17 protein-coding genes are annotated in these 17,400 nt (G+C 44.4%); 8 read left to right on the top strand and 9 right to left on the bottom strand.

Going from position 1 to position 17,400, the window contains the following annotated elements; translation table 11 throughout:
• Window positions 1-325 precede the first annotated feature (325 nt).
• The 6 genes from JWG44_RS13510 to JWG44_RS13485 all read left to right on the top strand — a co-directional run bounded on the left by JWG44_RS13510 (window position 326) and on the right by JWG44_RS13485 (window position 5,951).
• On the top strand, window positions 326-1,477 hold the full coding sequence (locus JWG44_RS13510; protein ID WP_205275516.1) for a DNA methyltransferase: 1,152 nt from the start codon (window positions 326-328) through the stop codon (window positions 1,475-1,477).
• A gap of 484 nt (window positions 1,478-1,961) precedes the next feature.
• On the top strand, window positions 1,962-2,756 hold the full coding sequence (gene flgG / locus JWG44_RS13505) for a flagellar basal-body rod protein FlgG (RefSeq protein ID WP_205275699.1): 795 nt from the start codon (window positions 1,962-1,964) through the stop codon (window positions 2,754-2,756).
• An 18-nt stretch (window positions 2,757-2,774) separates the two neighbouring features.
• Complete coding sequence (flgA, locus tag JWG44_RS13500; protein ID WP_205275515.1) at window positions 2,775-3,668, top strand: flagellar basal body P-ring formation chaperone FlgA; 894 nt, start codon at window positions 2,775-2,777, stop codon at window positions 3,666-3,668.
• Entirely contained in the window at window positions 3,665-4,387 is a 723-nt protein-coding gene (locus JWG44_RS13495; protein ID WP_205275513.1) for a flagellar basal body L-ring protein FlgH, read from the top strand. Before flgA ends, JWG44_RS13495 begins: the two co-directional genes overlap by 4 nt.
• On the top strand, window positions 4,384-5,466 hold the full coding sequence (locus JWG44_RS13490) for a flagellar basal body P-ring protein FlgI (RefSeq protein WP_205275511.1): 1,083 nt from the start codon (window positions 4,384-4,386) through the stop codon (window positions 5,464-5,466). The genes JWG44_RS13495 and JWG44_RS13490 overlap by 4 nt, the downstream gene beginning before the upstream one ends.
• Window positions 5,463-5,951, top strand: coding sequence for a rod-binding protein (locus tag JWG44_RS13485; protein WP_205275510.1), 489 nt, complete (start codon window positions 5,463-5,465; stop codon window positions 5,949-5,951). Before JWG44_RS13490 ends, JWG44_RS13485 begins: the two co-directional genes overlap by 4 nt.
• A 6-nt stretch (window positions 5,952-5,957) precedes the next feature.
• Here JWG44_RS13485 and JWG44_RS13480 read toward each other — a convergent pair whose 3' ends face one another.
• From JWG44_RS13480 to groES, 9 genes are all read right to left on the bottom strand, one after another.
• The gene (locus tag JWG44_RS13480) at window positions 5,958-8,207 is read right to left on the bottom strand and encodes a YhjD/YihY/BrkB family envelope integrity protein (protein WP_205275508.1); all 2,250 of its coding nucleotides are present in this window, start codon (window positions 8,205-8,207) and stop codon (window positions 5,958-5,960) included.
• Between the two features lie 3 nt (window positions 8,208-8,210).
• Window positions 8,211-9,098: a class I SAM-dependent methyltransferase gene (locus tag JWG44_RS13475; protein WP_205275506.1), complete on the bottom strand. Its 888-nt coding sequence runs from the start codon at window positions 9,096-9,098 to the stop codon at window positions 8,211-8,213.
• A complete protein-coding gene (locus JWG44_RS13470) occupies window positions 9,074-9,721 on the bottom strand; it encodes a class I SAM-dependent methyltransferase (protein WP_205275504.1) in 648 nt (215 codons plus the stop codon). The genes JWG44_RS13475 and JWG44_RS13470 overlap by 25 nt, the downstream gene beginning before the upstream one ends.
• A complete protein-coding gene (locus JWG44_RS13465; RefSeq protein WP_205275502.1) occupies window positions 9,708-10,964 on the bottom strand; it encodes an ATP-grasp domain-containing protein in 1,257 nt (418 codons plus the stop codon). The genes JWG44_RS13470 and JWG44_RS13465 overlap by 14 nt, the downstream gene beginning before the upstream one ends.
• Window positions 10,965-11,009: 45 nt before the next feature.
• Window positions 11,010-11,465 (bottom strand): hypothetical protein, encoded by a 456-nt coding sequence (locus tag JWG44_RS13460; protein ID WP_205275500.1) that lies wholly within the window; start codon window positions 11,463-11,465, stop codon window positions 11,010-11,012.
• Window positions 11,466-11,519: 54 nt separating this feature from the next.
• On the bottom strand, window positions 11,520-12,023 hold the full coding sequence (locus tag JWG44_RS13455; RefSeq protein WP_205275498.1) for a DUF1579 family protein: 504 nt from the start codon (window positions 12,021-12,023) through the stop codon (window positions 11,520-11,522).
• A 298-nt stretch (window positions 12,024-12,321) separates the two neighbouring features.
• Entirely contained in the window at window positions 12,322-12,996 is a 675-nt protein-coding gene (locus JWG44_RS13450) for an SIMPL domain-containing protein (protein ID WP_205275496.1), read from the bottom strand.
• Window positions 12,997-13,101: 105 nt separating this feature from the next.
• On the bottom strand, window positions 13,102-14,739 hold the full coding sequence (gene groL / locus JWG44_RS13445; protein ID WP_205275490.1) for a chaperonin GroEL: 1,638 nt from the start codon (window positions 14,737-14,739) through the stop codon (window positions 13,102-13,104).
• 14 nt (window positions 14,740-14,753) lie between these two features.
• The gene (gene groES, locus JWG44_RS13440; RefSeq protein WP_069607700.1) at window positions 14,754-15,044 is read right to left on the bottom strand and encodes a co-chaperone GroES; all 291 of its coding nucleotides are present in this window, start codon (window positions 15,042-15,044) and stop codon (window positions 14,754-14,756) included.
• Window positions 15,045-15,250: 206 nt separating this feature from the next.
• Between groES and JWG44_RS13435 the strand changes: the two genes are divergently transcribed.
• Complete coding sequence (locus JWG44_RS13435) at window positions 15,251-16,789, top strand: deoxyribodipyrimidine photolyase (RefSeq protein ID WP_205275488.1); 1,539 nt, start codon at window positions 15,251-15,253, stop codon at window positions 16,787-16,789.
• Between the two features lie 55 nt (window positions 16,790-16,844).
• Window positions 16,845-17,189: a DUF962 domain-containing protein gene (locus JWG44_RS13430; protein WP_205275487.1), complete on the top strand. Its 345-nt coding sequence runs from the start codon at window positions 16,845-16,847 to the stop codon at window positions 17,187-17,189.
• Window positions 17,190-17,400: the final 211 nt, after the last annotated feature.

The following is a 17,400-nucleotide window of genomic DNA, read 5'->3' as shown; positions in this document are numbered from 1 at the left end:
TGGTTCTTCTATCCATCCAAAATTCCACACTCGAAATGACAAATCAAATCGAGCCGGTCTCGATATCATTTTGCGAAACAGCCGACTGCCTGCCCGGAAACAAAAAGGAGATTTGAGAATTTCATTCGCTTCGCTAAATTTTGTCTCCGTGAAATTCTAAACGTTTGCCGTGTTAGCTTTTTGGAAAGAGCGGCGTGCAGGAGAGACATAACAAACCGGTCGAAATTTTCCTTTTGCAAAAACGAAGTCCTATCTTTCACTCTTCTTTTTCTTCAGGTGAAAACTCGTTGGAAGACCGAAAATCTTTTCATACGAGGCCTCCTGGATGTCGACCGCACTCAAAAGAAAAGAAAGAAAAATTCAAACCGGAGAATTCTGGACTTCGCGCCAGAGACAATCACACTCCATTCATTACAGCGTAAGTTATCGCGCCTCGTTCAAACCGGAACTCCCCGCATTCTTCTTGGATAAATATCTTTCGGGGAATAAGGGAGTCGTCTTGGACCCGTTTGGCGGAAGAGGAACCACTTCGATCCAAGCCAATCTGGAAGGACATACCGCGATTCACAACGATATCAGTCCTATGTCCTTGTTTCTCGCGAAGTCAAGACAGATCGTTCCTTCGATCGAAAGTATGGAGAAAATTCTTTCGGGTCTGGATCTCAAGAAAAAGATTTCCGAAGAAAAAGAAGACAAGGATCTTCTCGCATTCTATCATAAAGACACTTTAAAAGAGATCAAGAATCTCAAAAGAATTCTCGCACAAGACGGGACTCCTGAAATTCAATACATCGGAGTCACCGCCCTTTCTCGTTTGCACGGGCACAGCGACGGCTTCTTTTCAGTTTATAGTTTTCCTCAGATTTCCATTCCTCCTTCCGCGCAGAAACGGAACAATGAGAAGAAGGGGATTCGTCCTGAATACAAGGAGATCAAATCTCGAATCATGCAGAAGATGAAGAGAGATCTAAAAACTCCGCTTCCTCCGTTCTATCACGAGTTCTCGGGAAGAAATCGTTATACGAATCATTCTTCTCTCCATCTTGAATCTCTCGAAGACTCGGTTACCGATCTTGTCATAACGTCTCCGCCTTTTCTCGATAAGGTGAACTACGAAGAAGACAACTGGCTTCGTTACTGGTTTTTAGAGATAGAACTTCCGGATCATAAGAAGCCGAGTATCTTCTCGACCCTTTCCGGCTGGACCGATTTTATTCACGGAACTTTGGAAGAACTTTCCCGCGTCCTAAAACCTCAAGGCGTTTGTGTGATGGAAGTCGGGGACATCAAAAAGGGAAGAACCGTTTTTAATCTGGACGAATATGTGATCCAAGCCGCCGCAGGAACCGGATTAGAATGGGAAACTACGTTTATCAACGATCAGAAGTTTACAAAACTCTCCAATTGCTGGAACGTCTCGAACAACGAGAAAGGCACAAACTCGAATCGTTGTGTGGTCTTTCGGAATTACAAATAGAAGAGAGTGTGGGAACTCCTATGGTTCCTTGGAGAGTTTTCCAAAAAAAAGGGGACTCTTCCTACAATCTTTGGCCGCATCCGCTGGCGCGGTCGGGCCGCTCCGGGCTCGCGAAGTCTCGCTCGGTCTAAAACGCGGCAAAGTAATTTTCAAAAGATTCGAAGTTTTCTGCAAACGCGCGTTTTAGACTAAACCCTCCGTGTCCCTTGCGGTGTGGGAACTCCTTCTTTCTTCTGCGGCGTTCCTAAGAACTCGGATAAATGTCCTTTTACAAATCTCATTTTGGGTCCGGGCAATGAATTTGAAAGAAGTCGCCCGGAGAGGGGGTAGCGGAAGACGCTTTGCGGCTGCAGCGAGGGGGAGGCTTCCCCCTCCTCGTTTAACTCTCATTTTTTACGAATTCTGTCTCTAATTCGAAGCTTTCCCCTTCACCAATTTCGGATTTCGACCGAACTTGAATACAGAAGAGGGTTACCGGAATATGATGCGCTCACTCTGGACTGCGGCTACGGGTATGATTGCCCAGCAATTCCATATCGATACGATTTCCAACAACTTGGCAAACGTAAACACAACCGGTTTTAAAAAGAACCGTGCGGACTTTGAAGACTTAGTCTATCAACATCAGGTTTTGGCCGGAACACCGGCGACTTCCGTGAGCGAGATTCCCACGGGAGTGAACGTAGGTCACGGGGTTCGCGCAGCGGCTTCCCAAAAACTTTTTGAGATCGGTTCCTTCCAAGCAACGGGAAACAAGCTGGATATGGCGATCACCGGTGAGATGGGATTTTTTAAGATCCAAATGCCGGACGGAAGTTTTGCATTCTCCAGAGACGGATCTTTTAAGATCGACTCGAATCAACAGGTGGTGACGTCTAACGGATATCTCCTGGAGCCGCCTCTCATTCTTCCCGAAGGCTCTATCTTAAACACGCTTATGATCTCCGAACAAGGGGAAGTTACGGTAAAGGTAGGAGCTGACATCCGTCCGATCGTAATCGGTCAGGTCGAACTCTATCGTTTTGTAAACCCCGCCGGTCTTACAGCCATCGGAAAAAACTTATTTCAAGAGACCATGGCTTCCGGTCCCGAGATACCGGGGAATCCGGGGATGGAAGGATTTGGAAACGTCCTCCAGGGTTTTCTCGAGATGAGTAACGTAAAAATCGTGGAAGAGATGGTGAACATGATCGTCGCACAGAGGGCTTACGAATCCAATTCGAAAGCGATCCAAACCTCGGACAACATGCTCTCTACCGCCATTTCACTCAAGAGATAAGAATTTTATAAATTTCTTATGAAGACCGCGATAACTTTCCTCTTTCTGATTTTATTTTTGAACCCTCTTTGGGGAAGGGGAGTTTCCGGAATCTACCTAAAGGGCCGCGCCGTAGTGGACGGAGACGAAGTTTTCCTTTCTTCTATCGCGAGAATTCCGGACGGTTTTGAAGATCGAGTCATTCTTAAAAATTTAAAAAAACCGGTCTTTGTGGGTTCCAAGGAAATTTTAAACGTCTACAGGGATTTGGATCCGATCGTGACCGGAAAAGAAACACTGGTACTTCCGCTCAATCACGTTCTGGAACCGTCCGAGATTACCGATTCTCTCTCCGACGAAATTAAAAAGAAACATCCAAACGAAGAATTTCGTCTAACGTTCTTATCCGGTGAAACCAAGGTTCCTTCCGAAGGAGTCGAACTCCGTTGGGCGAGCCTTGCTTCGCGTCTGCATCCGGGGCAAGTTATGGCGTCTTTGGAAATTTTTTATCAAAATCAAAAAGTGCATACTTTAAGAATCCGATTTCAAGTGGAACAAAAGGTTCGTGTTCAAAAAGCCGTCCGATCTTTGAACAAAGGAATCAGAGTTACCGAAAACGACTTTCAAGAAGAAGAAATCCTTACTCCCGAAGAAATTTTAGATTCTCCAGGGAAGGAACTTTTGGGTTCGACACTTTTGAAGGATATGAACGAAGGTGAAATCTTCCGTAAAAAACACGTCCGTAAGATCGCAGACGTCCAAAGAGGCGGAGAAATTCTTATGGTCTATCATAAGGGAAGTCTTGTCCTTAAAACAAAAGTGAAGGCTTTGAGCTCCGGAAATATCGGTGACGAAGTTCAGGTTACGACTCATTCCAGAGACGGGCAGATGAGAGCGAAGGTCGTGGATAAGAATACGGTGGTCACGGAATGAAATTCGAATCTATCAAAAAGATCCTCTTTGATCTTTTTCCGGGAATCCTCGGCGCCGGGACTGTTTACGTTTTACTAATATTGGTTCTTCTCGTCGAGGACGGATCCAGGCTGAGGGCGCAAGATTCCTCACTTTGGACCGATAAAAATCCGTATTCGGTCCGCCAGAATCTCAAAGTTGGTTCTCCTCTTTATATCAGAATCACGAACGGACTTCAAGCCGAGTTCGAACTCGAGTCCAATGCGGACGAAACTCTGACTCTCAAGGCGATGCCCGATAAAAAAATCATTCCCGATATGCCGTCATATAACAACGATCGTACGATTACACGCAAGAACAAGGGAAAGATCAAGTCGATAGGAAAGATCAAAGGAAATCTAACTGCGCTCGTAACCGCAGTCGATCCGAATACCGGACTTCTTTCCATTCAGGGACAAAAGGTGAGTGTGATCAACGGAGAAGAAAACAGTCTGATTCTCGCGGGAACGGTCGCTCCCGAGTTTGTGGAAAAGGATTCTTCCCTGAATTCCGATAAAATCGCGAATTTGCAGGTTACATACAATGGAAGAATCAACCCCAAACAGGTGACCCCGCCGATCGCTCTAAAGACGGTGAACAATCCGGACGGATCCGTGACCGTCAAGGCGGAACTTTCAGAAGAGGAAAAACAAAGGCTGATTTTGAATCAACTCAATCGTCTTCTGGGAGAATCACAATGAAATTGAAATATTCCGCATTCTTTATGTGTTTTTTATCTTTGATTGCCGGGTTGTCGGCGACTGAACTTCGACTGAAGGATATCGCAAAAATCGAAGGCGTTCGTGAAAATCAAATCACCGGATACGGAATCGTGGTAGGTCTTCCCGGAACCGGCGACAGCAAAACTCCGATGACATCCGAAAGTATGAAAAACTATCTCAAAAACCTCGGAGTAGAAGCCAATTTAAAACCGGATCAAACGCGAAACATCGCATCCGTCCTTATTACGGCGACGATTCCGACCTACGCCCGCAAAGGTGATAAGTTAAACGTAGTGGTCTCTTCGATCGGAGACGCAAAATCCTTGGAAGGCGGAGTGCTTCTCCAGTCTCCTCTGAAAACCGCAGGTGATAAAACTTTTGCGGTAGCTTCCGGGGTGATTTCTTTCGGCGGAAGACAGGAACAAGAACGTGGAACGAGCGGACGTGGAAATAAAAAAACGGTAGGTCTCATTCATGGCGGTGCGATCGTCGAACAAGAATTAGATCAGAATTTTTACGCCTCGGAAAGGGTTCAAATTCAATTGGACAATCAGGACTTTACCACCTTAAACGCCGTCATCACTCAGATCCGATCCATTCTTCCCGGAAAACACGGAATCGGTCCGGAATCGGTGGTTCCCGTTTCTCCGTCTGAAATCAATATCGTCCTCGGAAAAACCTTCGAAAACAAATCGGACTTATTCTTAACTTTGTTAAGCGACATTGAAAATCTTACCGTAGAAACCCAAGTAAAACCCAGAGTTGTCATCAACGAAAGAACCGGAGTGATCGTCATGGGTGGAAATATCACGATCGAAGAAGTTGCGGTTTCACGTTCGGGATTGAATCTTTCTGTCACCGACAAAAACAGGAAACGCAACTGGCTCGGAAAAGAACAGGAGCCCGTAAAAAGTTCCTTTCTTATCGAAGAATCCACGAGCGTAGGCGACGTTGTGGAAGCCTTGAACAAAGTGGGAGCGTCCACAAGAGACATCATAGCAATTTTAGAAGCACTCAAAAAATCGGGAGCCTTACACGCCGAACTGGAGATCCAATGAAAATCGATTCGATCAACGATTATACTAACAAGTTAAATCTCCTGGAAAAGTCGGAGGTAAGAAGTCTTATCAACGCCGAAAAAGCGAGCCAGGGAAAACAAAACGTTTCTTTTCCGGATCAACTTAGGGAAGAATTTAACGAAAAACTTTCCGGTAAGATCAGTTCCTCTGAAATACGTCTTCCTCATAATATCAAGGAAGAAATCCAAGCCGACCCATATCGAAAAAAATTATATTCTGCTTCCGTGGAATTCGAATCGATTTTCGTCAAGATGATGTTAACCGAAATGAAAAAGACCGTCGAAAAATCGGGTTTGATCGACGGCGGACACGCGGAGGAAATTTTCGAAGACATGCTCTACGACGAATATGCGAAAAATCTTTCTTCCAATTCCTCGCTCGGACTCGCGGAACAAATCTACCAATCTCTCGCTTCCAATCTTCCTCCGGTAACCGGTTCCAAAAAACTGGATCAAAAAGTCTAATCGGTATTAGCCGATTAGATCGTTAAATTTGATAGTATCCAGATCGTTCTGAAGTTTTTCTTCCGTTTTCTCCACTTTGGTTTGAAGATTGGATGGGAATAGTTTTAAACCCGAGTCCCCCGTCAGCAAAGGTTCCGGAATTTTTCGATAGACGTCACCCACGCTTAGATCAGTGGACGCGGCTATCGGAACGTATTCGTTCTTTTTGGTTTCCGATAAGAATCCCAATTCACATAGTTTTTTAGTGAGCACTGGAATTTCTTCTTCCTTCAAACTGGAAATCAGGGCGATTTCGTGCGAAGTGGAAGGAACTTTTTTATCCTTCTGAATCTGATACGCGGATTTTAAGGCGAGGATCAACTTTCTAAATTCGTTGCTCGTGGAAGTATGTATTCTTTCCAAGGATTGAAGGGGAGCCAGATATCTTTCCCTAAATTGTAAGGAGGCCGTTATTTCGGCGCCGAATAGAACGATTAGAGAAAGTGAATATACTCCCAATAAAAAAATCGGGATTGCGGCTAACGCCTTGTAGATGATCATCGTCGTTTCGCTGAACGAGGAAAGATAGACTTGAAATCCCCAGAGAAAGATCAAAAAGATCACACCCGTTACCGCGGCTCCGACCGAAGAGGCTTTGAGAGGGACTTTTGTGTTCGGAATCAAAGAATAAAGGCTTAGGAAAAAGAGCCAGATTCCAGAAAGAGGGAAAAGAATTCTTAAGAAGGAATAGATCGAAAAGACGCTGTCTCCTCCCGTCACAAGCGTTGTTGAAAACTTCTGATCCTTGGATTCTGTGATGCTGATAGTTCTGTATTCTCCTACGTTTAGCATTCTGATTTTTCCGTTTTCCTTTCTTTCCAAAAGAAGATTGGCCCAGAGTTTACCGTTCAGGGGAGTATAAAAAGGATTCCAGTGATCGCCTTCGTCCGTGGAAATGAGAATATGACCGAGGCTGTCCATCGCGAAAAGTTCCATCGTATCCATACCGGTAAAGGACCAGATACGAATAAAATTGTAACGTTTGTGACTGGTTTCGATCCAACTGTTTCCTCCATCCTTGGATCGGAAGATGACTCCTCTTTCTCCGGCTAAAAAGATGTCCCCGTTTTGGGTTTTGTGAATATCATGAAACGACAAATGTGTCAATCGGTTCGGATAGAATGTGAAACCTTTGTCATTGCTCGTCCAGACCGTTCCGGATTCGTCTGCGATATAACCGTTTAGCGGGTCGGGAAAGTAAACTTTGGAGGCGTTCATCCTCAATCGGTCCTTGAAGATCGGTTTGAAGGAGATTCCTTCGGGGATGTAGTGAAGAACTTCACCATTCTTGAATACAATAAAAATATTATTTGAATCCACGATTTCTATGTCTTTGAGTTCCACACCTTCGAGGGAGGTCAAGGTCCAAACCGAGGATTCGATAGGTTTTATGAGAAGGACGCCTTTTTGAGAAAGGACATAGATGAGTCCGTCCCGAATTCTAATTTTCAAAAAATCGGAAGCCCCTATATCCGGTTTTTTACAGAAGTCGAGTCGTCCTCCTAAGTTGTCCAAACATCTCATGTTCTCAAAGTCGATTTCGTCTTCACGGATGGAATATTCTCTCTTAAGATTTGAATCCATTCGGAACAAGGTTCCATTCTCACCGCTCACCCAAATTTTTTCGGAAGAATCTTTTTCCATGGAAAAGTAATGGGGTGGTCTGAAAAAATCGATCGTCTTTTCCGCGACACCTTCGCCGATCACAAAAAGAAGCGGTCCGATGGCTAAGACAAAAAAATAGAACACCAATTTTTGGAAAAGGGAACGATTGGATTGAATTTTCCAAATTCCGTTAAACGCGTTTTCGAGAGAACGTAAAACCGCGGTCGCGGAAAATACAAGAATGACAAAACCGATAGCTCCGATCTGGGACGCTGTGTCGATCAAATCTCCGATCGCTTCAAGATACGTGTTGATGTCGACGTTGATATTACTTTGCAGAATGAAGGTGTTGATCGTATCGAAGATTTCCTCCTTTCGATTTTCCAAACCGGAAGTGATCGTGATCAAGGAAAGAGCTACGGTCAGCATGGGAATGAGCGAAACGATCGTGGTATAAGAAATTCCGGAAGCCTGCATAAGACAATCGTCTTTGATAAAACGATAGGCGGAACCGACGAGCACTCTCAGGAAAAGTACGAAGTAACGTAAGAATCCGCTTTTAGGAATTTTTTCGGAGTCGGTCAACCAACCCGGTTTTAAAAATTGTAACATCCTTCATTCTACCTTGAAGCTGTACAGTACCATAGACGATGTCAAAGGTCTGTCTTTCTTTTTGAATTTGCTTTTCCAGTGATAGATTCCGATACGAATCCATTTCCAATAATCGAACCAAGAATGGAAACTACCTCTGGACTTGAGTAACTTTGCCGAGAGAGAAAAGTCGACTCCGGGATACGTGATATGATCGGTGAAACCGGATTGATCAAGAATTTTTTTCAGATTGGATTCGGAATAATAATAAAAATGTCCCGGAAGATAGTAGTGATAGTTCGGGCCCGCTTCGATCGCCTGCCATCCTTCGAAGTTGGCGGTTTGCAGAAGAAGAAGGCCTCCGGGTTTTAGAATCCGATTTAGTTTTGCAAAAACTTTCGAAGGTTTGGAAAGATGTTCGATCACTTCGACAAGGGTGACGACGTCGAAAAAGTTTTCGGGCAGGTCCGCGTCTAAAAATTCTCCGGTAAAAACCTTAAAACCTCTGGATTCAGCGACCTTTGAAGAATAAGGAGAAATTTCGACTCCGGTAACTCCGAAACCCGCTTCTTTCGCGCAGTTTAAAAATCCGCCGAAGGAACAACCGATATCCAGAAATTGCCCCGTATGTTTGAATTTTTGAATGTTTTTGATTCTTGCCTTCCAGACGTAACGATCGAATTTTTCAGTTTTTCTTTCGTCTCTGTATGAAAATTCGGCGTTTCCGGAATAATAGTCTTCCGTGTATAACTCGGAGGCTTTAGGTCTTGGAAACTGAGTCTGCAGACCACAGAAGGTGCACAAGAATATCGGTATATTATAATGATTGAATGCAGAGTGATATAAGAATTTCCAGAGATTTTTCCGGCAACAAGGGCAGGTTTCGTCTAAAGTTTGGCCAGAAAAATCCAATGGCAAATCCTTTCTTCCAGTTTTCCGAGAGGAGTCCTTTCCGTGTATCCGAACTCGACTTGGGAAAAACCGTTCAGATCTTGTTTTAATTCTTCCAACGTATAAAACCGGGAATAGGCGCCCTTGAGATCCGGTGTTTGGATCGTGGTTCCTTTTGCCTGAAGATGAGTGTCTCCCACGGCTCGAACTGAACCCGCGAGAAATCCGCCCGGTTTCAAAATTCTTTTTTTCTCGTCCAAGATTTGTGTTGCGAGTTCGACAGTGTTGTAGTGAAGGACTCCCCAGCTTACGATCACGTCGAAGAATTCGTTTTTGAAAGAATAGGGCGGAGCTCCGGTGACGGAAGCGTTTACAAACGGATATTCTTTTGAAATCGTTTGGACCGCATTCTCCGTATAATCCGTCGCGTAAACTTGATAAGCGAATTCGTTTAACAAAAGACAGTGTCTACCCGAACCGGCGCCGAAATCCAAAGCTTTTTTTGGAATCGAAGATTCTTCCGCGTTTGTTTTGATTTTAGAAAGTATTCTTACCAGGTTCTCGTCCGGATAAGCTAGCTTGGATTTGTTTCGAGTATAGTGAATATTCCAAGCCGACTGGGAAGAGGGTTCAGATGGATTCAAACTTGCCTTCCAGTCTTTTGTAAACGGAGGTTTTCCATTCTTCCAGACTTTGGTTGTTTTGTTCGGGCCCTAAGAGTGCGACTCCGCGAGTGCGGACCGAATTTCCGTCGTTTGTTCTTAAAACTTCGCCGGGTTGTTTCCATTTTTGATCGAAGATAAGCTTTTCTTTTCCTAACGTTTGAAAAGAAGAATGTTCGACGAGTTTGGATTTTCCTTCGGGAGGTGCGGAAAAAAATACTCCCGCGTATTTTTTGGGAACTTCCGAATAGAGATCGAACGGTTTGAGCGTTTCACCGGTCAGAAGCCGAACCAAATTTTCAAAATATCGGGTTCCGAAGTAGTTGGGAATAAGATAGTCCGCTAAAAATTCTCCCCCGACTTCGGGAACCGCTTCGATGAGAAAAATTTCTCCGAGAGGATTGATACGAAATTCCGCGACAAAGGGACAGTTGTTCATCTTTGTCGCGGCAACAAGAGCCCTACAGTTGAGTAGAATTTCTCCCACAAGTTCCGGATGTAAAAAGGGAAGTGTATGAGCGATTTCTAAATAAGGTGCGTAAGAAGTTACATCCTTGTGGGAGATCGAAGCCGTAAAGAATTCCTTGTTTTGAACAAGTCCGCAGACCGTAATTTCAAAGCCGGGAACGTATTCTTCCGCGATCCAATCCTCTTTTTCGGTTATGTTCGGAGAAGTTTTTTTCTTGGAGGAAGTTTTGGGTCTAGGAAGTTTTTTTTTGGACTTGAGATGGTGTTCCCATTCTTCCGGATGATAGAAGGTATGAATTCCTTCTTTGCTGTTTCCACGCGCCGGTTTTAATACGAATGGAAACTGAGTTTTGGATATTGCCGAATGGAGATCCAGACTTTCAGGAACTAGGATTCCGACTTTTTCGGCGGTTGCTTTCAGAAGATTCTTATCCGAACAAATCTCCACCGAGGAAAGAGGCGCATAACGCAGTTTCATCTTATCGGCGATATACGATGTCGTGTACGTCGCTTTTCCGTATGAGCGGGTTCCCACTCCTACGATCCGGCCTTGTAAAGGAAGTTCGGAAGCGGTTTTTAGAATTTTACGATATTCAGTTACGGATTCTAAGATTCGAAGTGAGGCGAGGCCCAACCCAGGCGCACGATCGTTTTGATCCACCGCAATGACTGTGTATCCCAAGTTGATCGCGGCTGAGATGAGGGGTACTTGGTTGATACCGGCTCCGATGGAAAGAAAATACCCCTTCTGCTTCATTTCCCTTCGTATTTCTTTGGATCCCCTAAGAAAGTCAAAGGATTTTTAAGTAGGAAGAGCGAGGCTGGAGATCCATTCCTCCGCGATCTGCGGATCGGTGTAGAAATGTTCGTTGTCTCTTCCGAACTTCTCTTCGTAAGAATCGATCTTGGTTTTGTCCTGATGAACGTGAACCGCGCCGAGACAACGAATCCCGCGATGATTTCTAAATCGCATTTGTTTGGATTCTTCAAAAAGATCCAGATATCCCACCTTCCATCCGTAATCGGAAAGAACTTCGGGGATGATCGTGCGAAATCGTTTGTGAGCTTCGATGTTTGCGCTTTCGAATCCGTGAAGATTTACAAAAATCTTAAAAACTCCGTTATCCGGTATTTGTTCCAAAGAATCCAGAAGGGTCCTTTCCCAAAGTTCCACGTCTTCTACTTCCATCTTACCTCTGATCGTCGTGGAAATTAATTGTTTCTCAGGAATCCACCGGGTCGTAGTTGTTTTCGTCATTTTTTATCCTTGCGCGTTTTTCTTTGTTTCGCTCAAGAATTGGACTTTGAGTTTTTAAGAATGGTTTACTCGTTCGTAAAGAATTCTGACTCCACCCGCTTTTTCTCCTTCCGGGGTCAAATTCTGTGAAAAGATGACGAGTTTATTTTCACCGTCTTTTTCGAGATGGGTTTTCCAGCCCCACTGTCTTTCCGGAGTTTCTCCTCCATAGTGACCGGTGAATGAAAAATCTGCGGCTCCGGATTCTCCTTGTGAAAAAAGAATTCCGCTTCCCATTCCGAATGTTTCAATCCATGCGGATTCGTATCGTTTTCGATCGATGTGATATCCGTAGATTGCGATTCCTTCCAGGGGTTCACCCGCGTAACTTCCCTTGTATTCGTGAAAAAGGAATCTTCCACCTAACACTAGTTTTATGTTTCCCGCGATCGGAGATTCGTCGGCGATTTTTCCTTCTTCGAATATCATCTGAGCGACTCCTTTCCAGTCGCCGATAAAGGATTCGAATTCTTTGTGGACTCCGTTCCATTTCGAAGTTTCAAACTTTTCTTTACTCATGGCAGAACAGTAGGGAACAATCGAACCGGGAAATCAAGATAATTTAGGTTGAAAAACGGGAAGAAGAATCGGGTGTCGTGTCGCTGGCTTTGTGTGAGATCCTACGTTTTACGAAATTTCACCGCAAGATCTCCGTGTTGTGTGAGATCCTACATTTTCAAGATTTCACCGCAAGATCTCCGTCGCGTGTGAGATCCTACGTTTTACGAGATTTCACCGTAAAATCTCCGTCGTGTGTGAGATCCTACATTTTCAAGATTCTACAGCAAAATCTCCGTCGTGTGTGAGATCCTACATTTTATTGAATTTCGAATTCTACGCTGACCTTGGCTTGGATCTTTCTTTCTCCGACGGAAAGAGGGGAGGATTCACTTTCTCTCCCTTTCATTTGATAGACGACCTGAGGAAATACGCTCGAATCGGATTCTACAATTCGAATCGGAACCACCTTTGTTTTTCCGATCGAGGTAGCAAGAACGAGAGCCTTGTTTGTAGCGTCTTCCAAAGCCGCCACAAGTGCTTCCTTCTCTTGCTTTTGAGTGTTGTCGGATTTGAATTCGATTCCGCTCACTTGGTTGACTCCGAGCTTTTGAATCTCCAACAGTAAATCTTTATAGACTTTTATGTTTCTGAGTTTGAGTAGAATTCCGGAGGACGCCAGATAAGGTCTCTGTTTTCCTTCTTCCAGATATTGCCTTTGCAAAGTATAGTCCGTACTGTGGATGTCCTTGGAAGAAATCTTAAATTCTTTGGAAAGGGCTTGGATCACGTTAGCCACTCTCTGTAAATTTTTTTCCTGAGCGATTTTAGGATTAGCGTCCTCCACCTCGACCGAAAAAGACATCTGAATATAGTCCGTTTCGACGACTGCTATACCGTTACCGCTGACGGTAACGGTTTGTTTTGTTTCGGAAAAAATTTCCAGAGTCGGAAGGATGAATAACGTAAGAAGAATTAGGAAGCGTCGAATCATGTTTGAGATTCTTTTTTAAGTTTGAGTTTTTGAAAACAAAAAAAGGCGGAAGAGGAAAACCTCGACCGCCTTTTTTGATTGAATCAAAAGAAAGGAAAGAATGGATTACATCATTCCGCCCATTCCTCCCATACCACCGCCCATTCCCGCCATCGGGTTAGGACCGTCTTTTTCAGGTTTATCGGTGATCGTAACTTCTGTAGTTAAGATCATAGAACCGATAGAAGCCGCGTTTTGGAGAGCGGAACGAACCACTTTCGCAGGGTCAACAACTCCGGCTACGAGAAGGTCTTCCCAAACCATAGTCAGTGCGTTAAAACCTTCGTTTCCTTTTTTGCTCTTCGCGTGTTCAACGATTACGGATCCTTCCAGACCTGCGTTGTTCGTGATCATACGAATCGGTTCTTCGAGAGCTCTGAAGATGATTTTTGCTCCGGTAGCTTCGTCACCTTCGAGTTTCAGAGCGGCTACCGCTTCCTGAGCCTTTAGAAGAGTCAAACCGCCACCAGGAACGATTCCTTCTTCCACAGCGGCGCGAGTCGCGGAAAGAGCGTCTTCCACACGGGCTTTTTTCTCTTTCATTTCTACTTCGGTTGCGGCGCCCACGTGAATCACGGCAACACCACCCGCAAGTTTCGCGAGTCTTTCTTGGAGTTTTTCTCTGTCATACTCGGAAGAAGTATCTTCGATCTGTTTTTTGATCTGACCGATTCTTCCTTGGATGTCTTTTGTCTGGCCTTTCCCTTCGATGATCGTAGTATTTTCTTTGTCTACGGTCACTTTGTTCGCTCGTCCGAGCATCTGAAGAGTAGCGTTTTCGAGTTTCATTCCGAGGTCTTCGGAGATCACTTGTCCGCCGGTGAGAATCGCAATGTCTTCCAACATGGATTTTCTTCTGTCACCAAAACCGGGAGCTTTCACCGCAACGCAAGAAATGGTTTTTCTGAGAGTGTTTACTACGATGGTAGCCAAAGCTTCTCCTTCCACTTCTTCGGAGATGATCACTAAAGGTTTTCCAGCTTGTGCCACTTTTTCAAGAACGTGAATCAGATCTTTCATAGAAGAGATCTTTTTGTCGTAGATGAGGATGAAAGGATCGTTCAGAGTTGCGATCATGGATTCAGGATCGGTCACCATATAAGGTGAAATGTATCCTCTGTCGAATTGCATTCCTTCCACCACGTCAAGAGTGGTTTCGATGGACTTTGCTTCTTCTACAGTGATGACTCCGTCTTTCCCAACTTTGTCCATCGCGTCGGCGATCAGATTTCCGATCGCGCTGTCGTTGTTTGCAGAGATGGTAGCAACGTTAGCGATGTCTTTTTTGTTTTCGATCTTAACGGCTCTTTTTTGAATGCTTTCGACAGCCGCAGTAACCGCCTTATCAATTCCTCTTTTCAGAGACATTGGGTTCGCACCTGCGGTTACGTTTTTCAAACCTTCGTTGATGATGGATTGAGCAAGAATGGTAGCAGTGGTAGTTCCGTCTCCGGCGACGTCATTCGTCTTTGTGGAAACTTCTTTTACCATTTGCGCGCCCATGTTTTCCAGAGCGTCTTCGAGTTCGATTTCTTTTGCAACAGTCACACCGTCTTTTGTGATGGTGGGAGCGCCGAATTTTTTATCGATAACTACGTTACGACCCTTAGGCCCGAGGGTAACTTTCACCGCGTTTGCGAGTTTGTTCACGCCTTCGAGGAGTTTACGTCTTGCTGTTTCGTTGTATTCTATTTCTTTAGCCATGATTCACTCCTAAATTATTTTTTAACAACGGCGAGAATATCGCTCTCACGGATGATGAGGTATTCTTTGCCTTCGGATTTGATTTCAGTTCCGGAATATTTTCCGTAAAGGACGGTATCGCCTACTTTTACTTCAAGAGGGATGAGTTTTCCGTCTTCGTATTTGCCGCTTCCGACCTCTACGACTTTCCCTTCTTGCGGTTTTTCTTTTGCCGTATCAGGAACGAAAATGCTACCGATCTTTTCCTCGGCTTCCTGTCTTGGTTCTACGAGGACTCTGTCACCCAGAGGTTTAATCGATGCCATAGACTAACTCCTTAAAATGTTGATTAGCACTATACTAGGAAGAGTGCTGACTTAGATTTCCAGTTAAAAAATTTGCCTTCGGTTCGTCAAGCACTTCCTGCCTGAGAGTGCTAATTTACGAGAGGGAAAAAAAGAAGAATTCTGTAGAATTTCGCGAAACGCCGAACGGAAGAAGTCTAAGGAAGAATCCGTTTCCAGGGAGAATCATGTTTCCAAAAGAAAATCTGATCCGAGTCCGAGATCTAAATCAAAAACCGGTTCGAGAAGAAGGGGCTTACATTCTCTACTGGATGTCGATGGCGAGGCGACTTGCTTGGAATCATTCTTTGGATTATGCGATTCATCTTTCCAAAAAATACAAAAAGGAACTTCTGATCTACGAACCGCTGAAGATGGATTATCCTTGGAGTTCCCCCCGGCTTCATCGATTTATGATGGAAGGAATGGCGGATAACGCAAGAGAGGCGAAGAAGACCGGACTTAAATACAGAGCCTTTGTCGAAACCAAGGAAAATCCGATTTCGGAAGTTCTTTCGAAATTGAGCAGGGATGCCGCGCTCATAATCACAGACGATTATCCCGCTTATATCATCCCGGAAATGTTTAAACAAGTTGTTTCTAAGATCGAATGCAAGTTACTCGCCGTCGATTCCAATTCCATCATACCACTTTTTTCTTACGGAGAATTTGCATCCGCCGCGAGGATCTTAAGACCTAGAGTTCATCGTTTGTTCGGAGAAGCCTGGGGTCTACGGTCTTCCCGTAAACCCGGAAAACCTTTTGTGGAAAGGGAAAATTCTTGGTTGGAGAAGAATCCGGATTCTCCCTTAAAGAAAGTTCTCTGGTATGATCCGGAAGAAAATCCTAATTTTAGAATATTCGAAAAAATTGATTTTCAATTCCCAAACGTAAGGCCCGTAGAAGGGAAAAGCGGCGGGAGAGCGGAAGGGCTCAGATTTCTCAAAAAATTCTTAAAGGAAGGTCTTTCCGGTTATTCTGAAAAAAGGAGTCAGCCTAAAAGTCCGGAAGATTCGAATTCTTCCCTTTTGTCGCCGTATTTACACTTCGGTCATATCGCGCAAGAAGAAGTCGTAAGCGCCGTCCTAGATTGGAATCTGGAAGAACCTTGGAATCCAGGAATCATCATTCCCGAAAATAAAAACAAAAGAGAAGGTTTCTTTCATCCGGATGCAAATGTGAATTCTTTTTTGGACGAACTCATCACGTGGAGAGACGTGGGCTTTTTGATGTTTTGGAAAAAGCCTTCGTTTCGAAAGGACCTTTCCATTCTTCCGGATTGGATTCAGAAGAATCTGGATTTTCATAAAAAGGACAAACGTCCTTTTTTGTATTCGAAAGAGGATTTGGAAAAAGCAAAGACGCATGACGTGGTTTGGAACGCCGCTCAGAAAGAGCTGGTTTTATCCGGAAGTATGCACAACTATCTTCGGATGCTCTGGGGAAAAAAAGTGATCGAATGGACTCCCGATTATGAAACCGCGTTCGAGATTTTGGAGGACTTCAACAACAAATACGCGTATGACGGGAGGGATCCGAATTCTTATACCGGGATTCTTTGGTGTTTTGGTTTGTTTGATCGGCCTTGGTTTCCGGAGAGAAACGTTTTCGGTAACATCCGAACTATGTCATCGGATTCTACGGCGAAGAAGTTCAAGCTTCAGTCCTACTTCGATTACGTTCATTCTTTGGAAGGAATTTCGACGGATTTGTTTTCATCCAAATGACTTGCATTTTTGAACTGGAATGGATAGAATCGTAGAAAAAAAAGGATGAACCGCTATGACTACCGAAGCCGCACCGAAGACTTATGATACGTTTAAAGAATTTTGGCCCTTTTACTTGGGGGAACATTCGCACCCGCTCAATCGAACCCTTCATTTTATCGGAACTTCGATTGCTCTTGGTTGGATCTTAACCGCGATCATCAACTTCAATCCGTATTACATTTTTGCCGCTTTGTTTTCCGGTTACTTCTTTGCATGGATCGGTCATTTTTTTGTCGAGAAGAATCGTCCTGCGACCTTTACGTATCCGTTCAAATCCTTTATGGGGGATTGGGTCATGTATTTCTACATTCTCACGGGACAGATCGGAAAAGAACTCGAGAAGATCGGAAAGAAGTAACTCCCCCGATTTTTTTAGCGGCGCGAGGGTGCATCTTGAGTTCAGAAGTTGTATTTACTTCAGGCAAAATCTGAAGAACCTTGTCCGCAAGTGAACTGAGTCTTTCATAGAATCTGTCGTAACTCCAACAATTTCTCTGTGAAAGCCGCGCGCCCCGCCCTGATTTTTGGGAGCCTGTTGAAAAAGAAAAACAGAGAATCTCTCCTGATTC

The sequence above is a fragment of the Leptospira ainazelensis genome (genome assembly GCF_016918785.1).
Taxonomy (GTDB): Bacteria; Spirochaetota; Leptospiria; order Leptospirales; family Leptospiraceae; genus Leptospira; species Leptospira ainazelensis.
Note: the sequence above shows the minus strand (reverse complement) of the source record. Positions and strands in the feature narration are given on the sequence as shown.

What these genes read in the sequence shown, in the direction of transcription:
- JWG44_RS13455 (WP_205275498.1), bottom strand. Translation starts at nt 12,023, where the DNA reads ATGAGTAAAGAAAAGTTTGAAACTTCGAAATGGAACGGAGTCCACAAA.
- JWG44_RS13510 (WP_205275516.1), top strand. Translation starts at nt 326, where the DNA reads ATGTCGACCGCACTCAAAAGAAAAGAAAGAAAAATTCAAACCGGAGAA.
- groES (WP_069607700.1), bottom strand. Translation starts at nt 15,044, where the DNA reads ATGGCATCGATTAAACCTCTGGGTGACAGAGTCCTCGTAGAACCAAGA.
- flgG (WP_205275699.1), top strand. Translation starts at nt 1,962, where the DNA reads ATGCGCTCACTCTGGACTGCGGCTACGGGTATGATTGCCCAGCAATTC.
- JWG44_RS13495 (WP_205275513.1), top strand. Translation starts at nt 3,665, where the DNA reads ATGAAATTCGAATCTATCAAAAAGATCCTCTTTGATCTTTTTCCGGGA.
- JWG44_RS13430 (WP_205275487.1), top strand. Translation starts at nt 16,845, where the DNA reads ATGACTACCGAAGCCGCACCGAAGACTTATGATACGTTTAAAGAATTT.
- flgA (WP_205275515.1), top strand. Translation starts at nt 2,775, where the DNA reads ATGAAGACCGCGATAACTTTCCTCTTTCTGATTTTATTTTTGAACCCT.
- JWG44_RS13465 (WP_205275502.1), bottom strand. Translation starts at nt 10,964, where the DNA reads ATGAAGCAGAAGGGGTATTTTCTTTCCATCGGAGCCGGTATCAACCAA.
- JWG44_RS13435 (WP_205275488.1), top strand. Translation starts at nt 15,251, where the DNA reads ATGTTTCCAAAAGAAAATCTGATCCGAGTCCGAGATCTAAATCAAAAA.
- JWG44_RS13450 (WP_205275496.1), bottom strand. Translation starts at nt 12,996, where the DNA reads ATGATTCGACGCTTCCTAATTCTTCTTACGTTATTCATCCTTCCGACT.
- JWG44_RS13460 (WP_205275500.1), bottom strand. Translation starts at nt 11,465, where the DNA reads ATGACGAAAACAACTACGACCCGGTGGATTCCTGAGAAACAATTAATT.
- groL (WP_205275490.1), bottom strand. Translation starts at nt 14,739, where the DNA reads ATGGCTAAAGAAATAGAATACAACGAAACAGCAAGACGTAAACTCCTC.
- JWG44_RS13485 (WP_205275510.1), top strand. Translation starts at nt 5,463, where the DNA reads ATGAAAATCGATTCGATCAACGATTATACTAACAAGTTAAATCTCCTG.
- JWG44_RS13480 (WP_205275508.1), bottom strand. Translation starts at nt 8,207, where the DNA reads ATGTTACAATTTTTAAAACCGGGTTGGTTGACCGACTCCGAAAAAATT.
- JWG44_RS13490 (WP_205275511.1), top strand. Translation starts at nt 4,384, where the DNA reads ATGAAATTGAAATATTCCGCATTCTTTATGTGTTTTTTATCTTTGATT.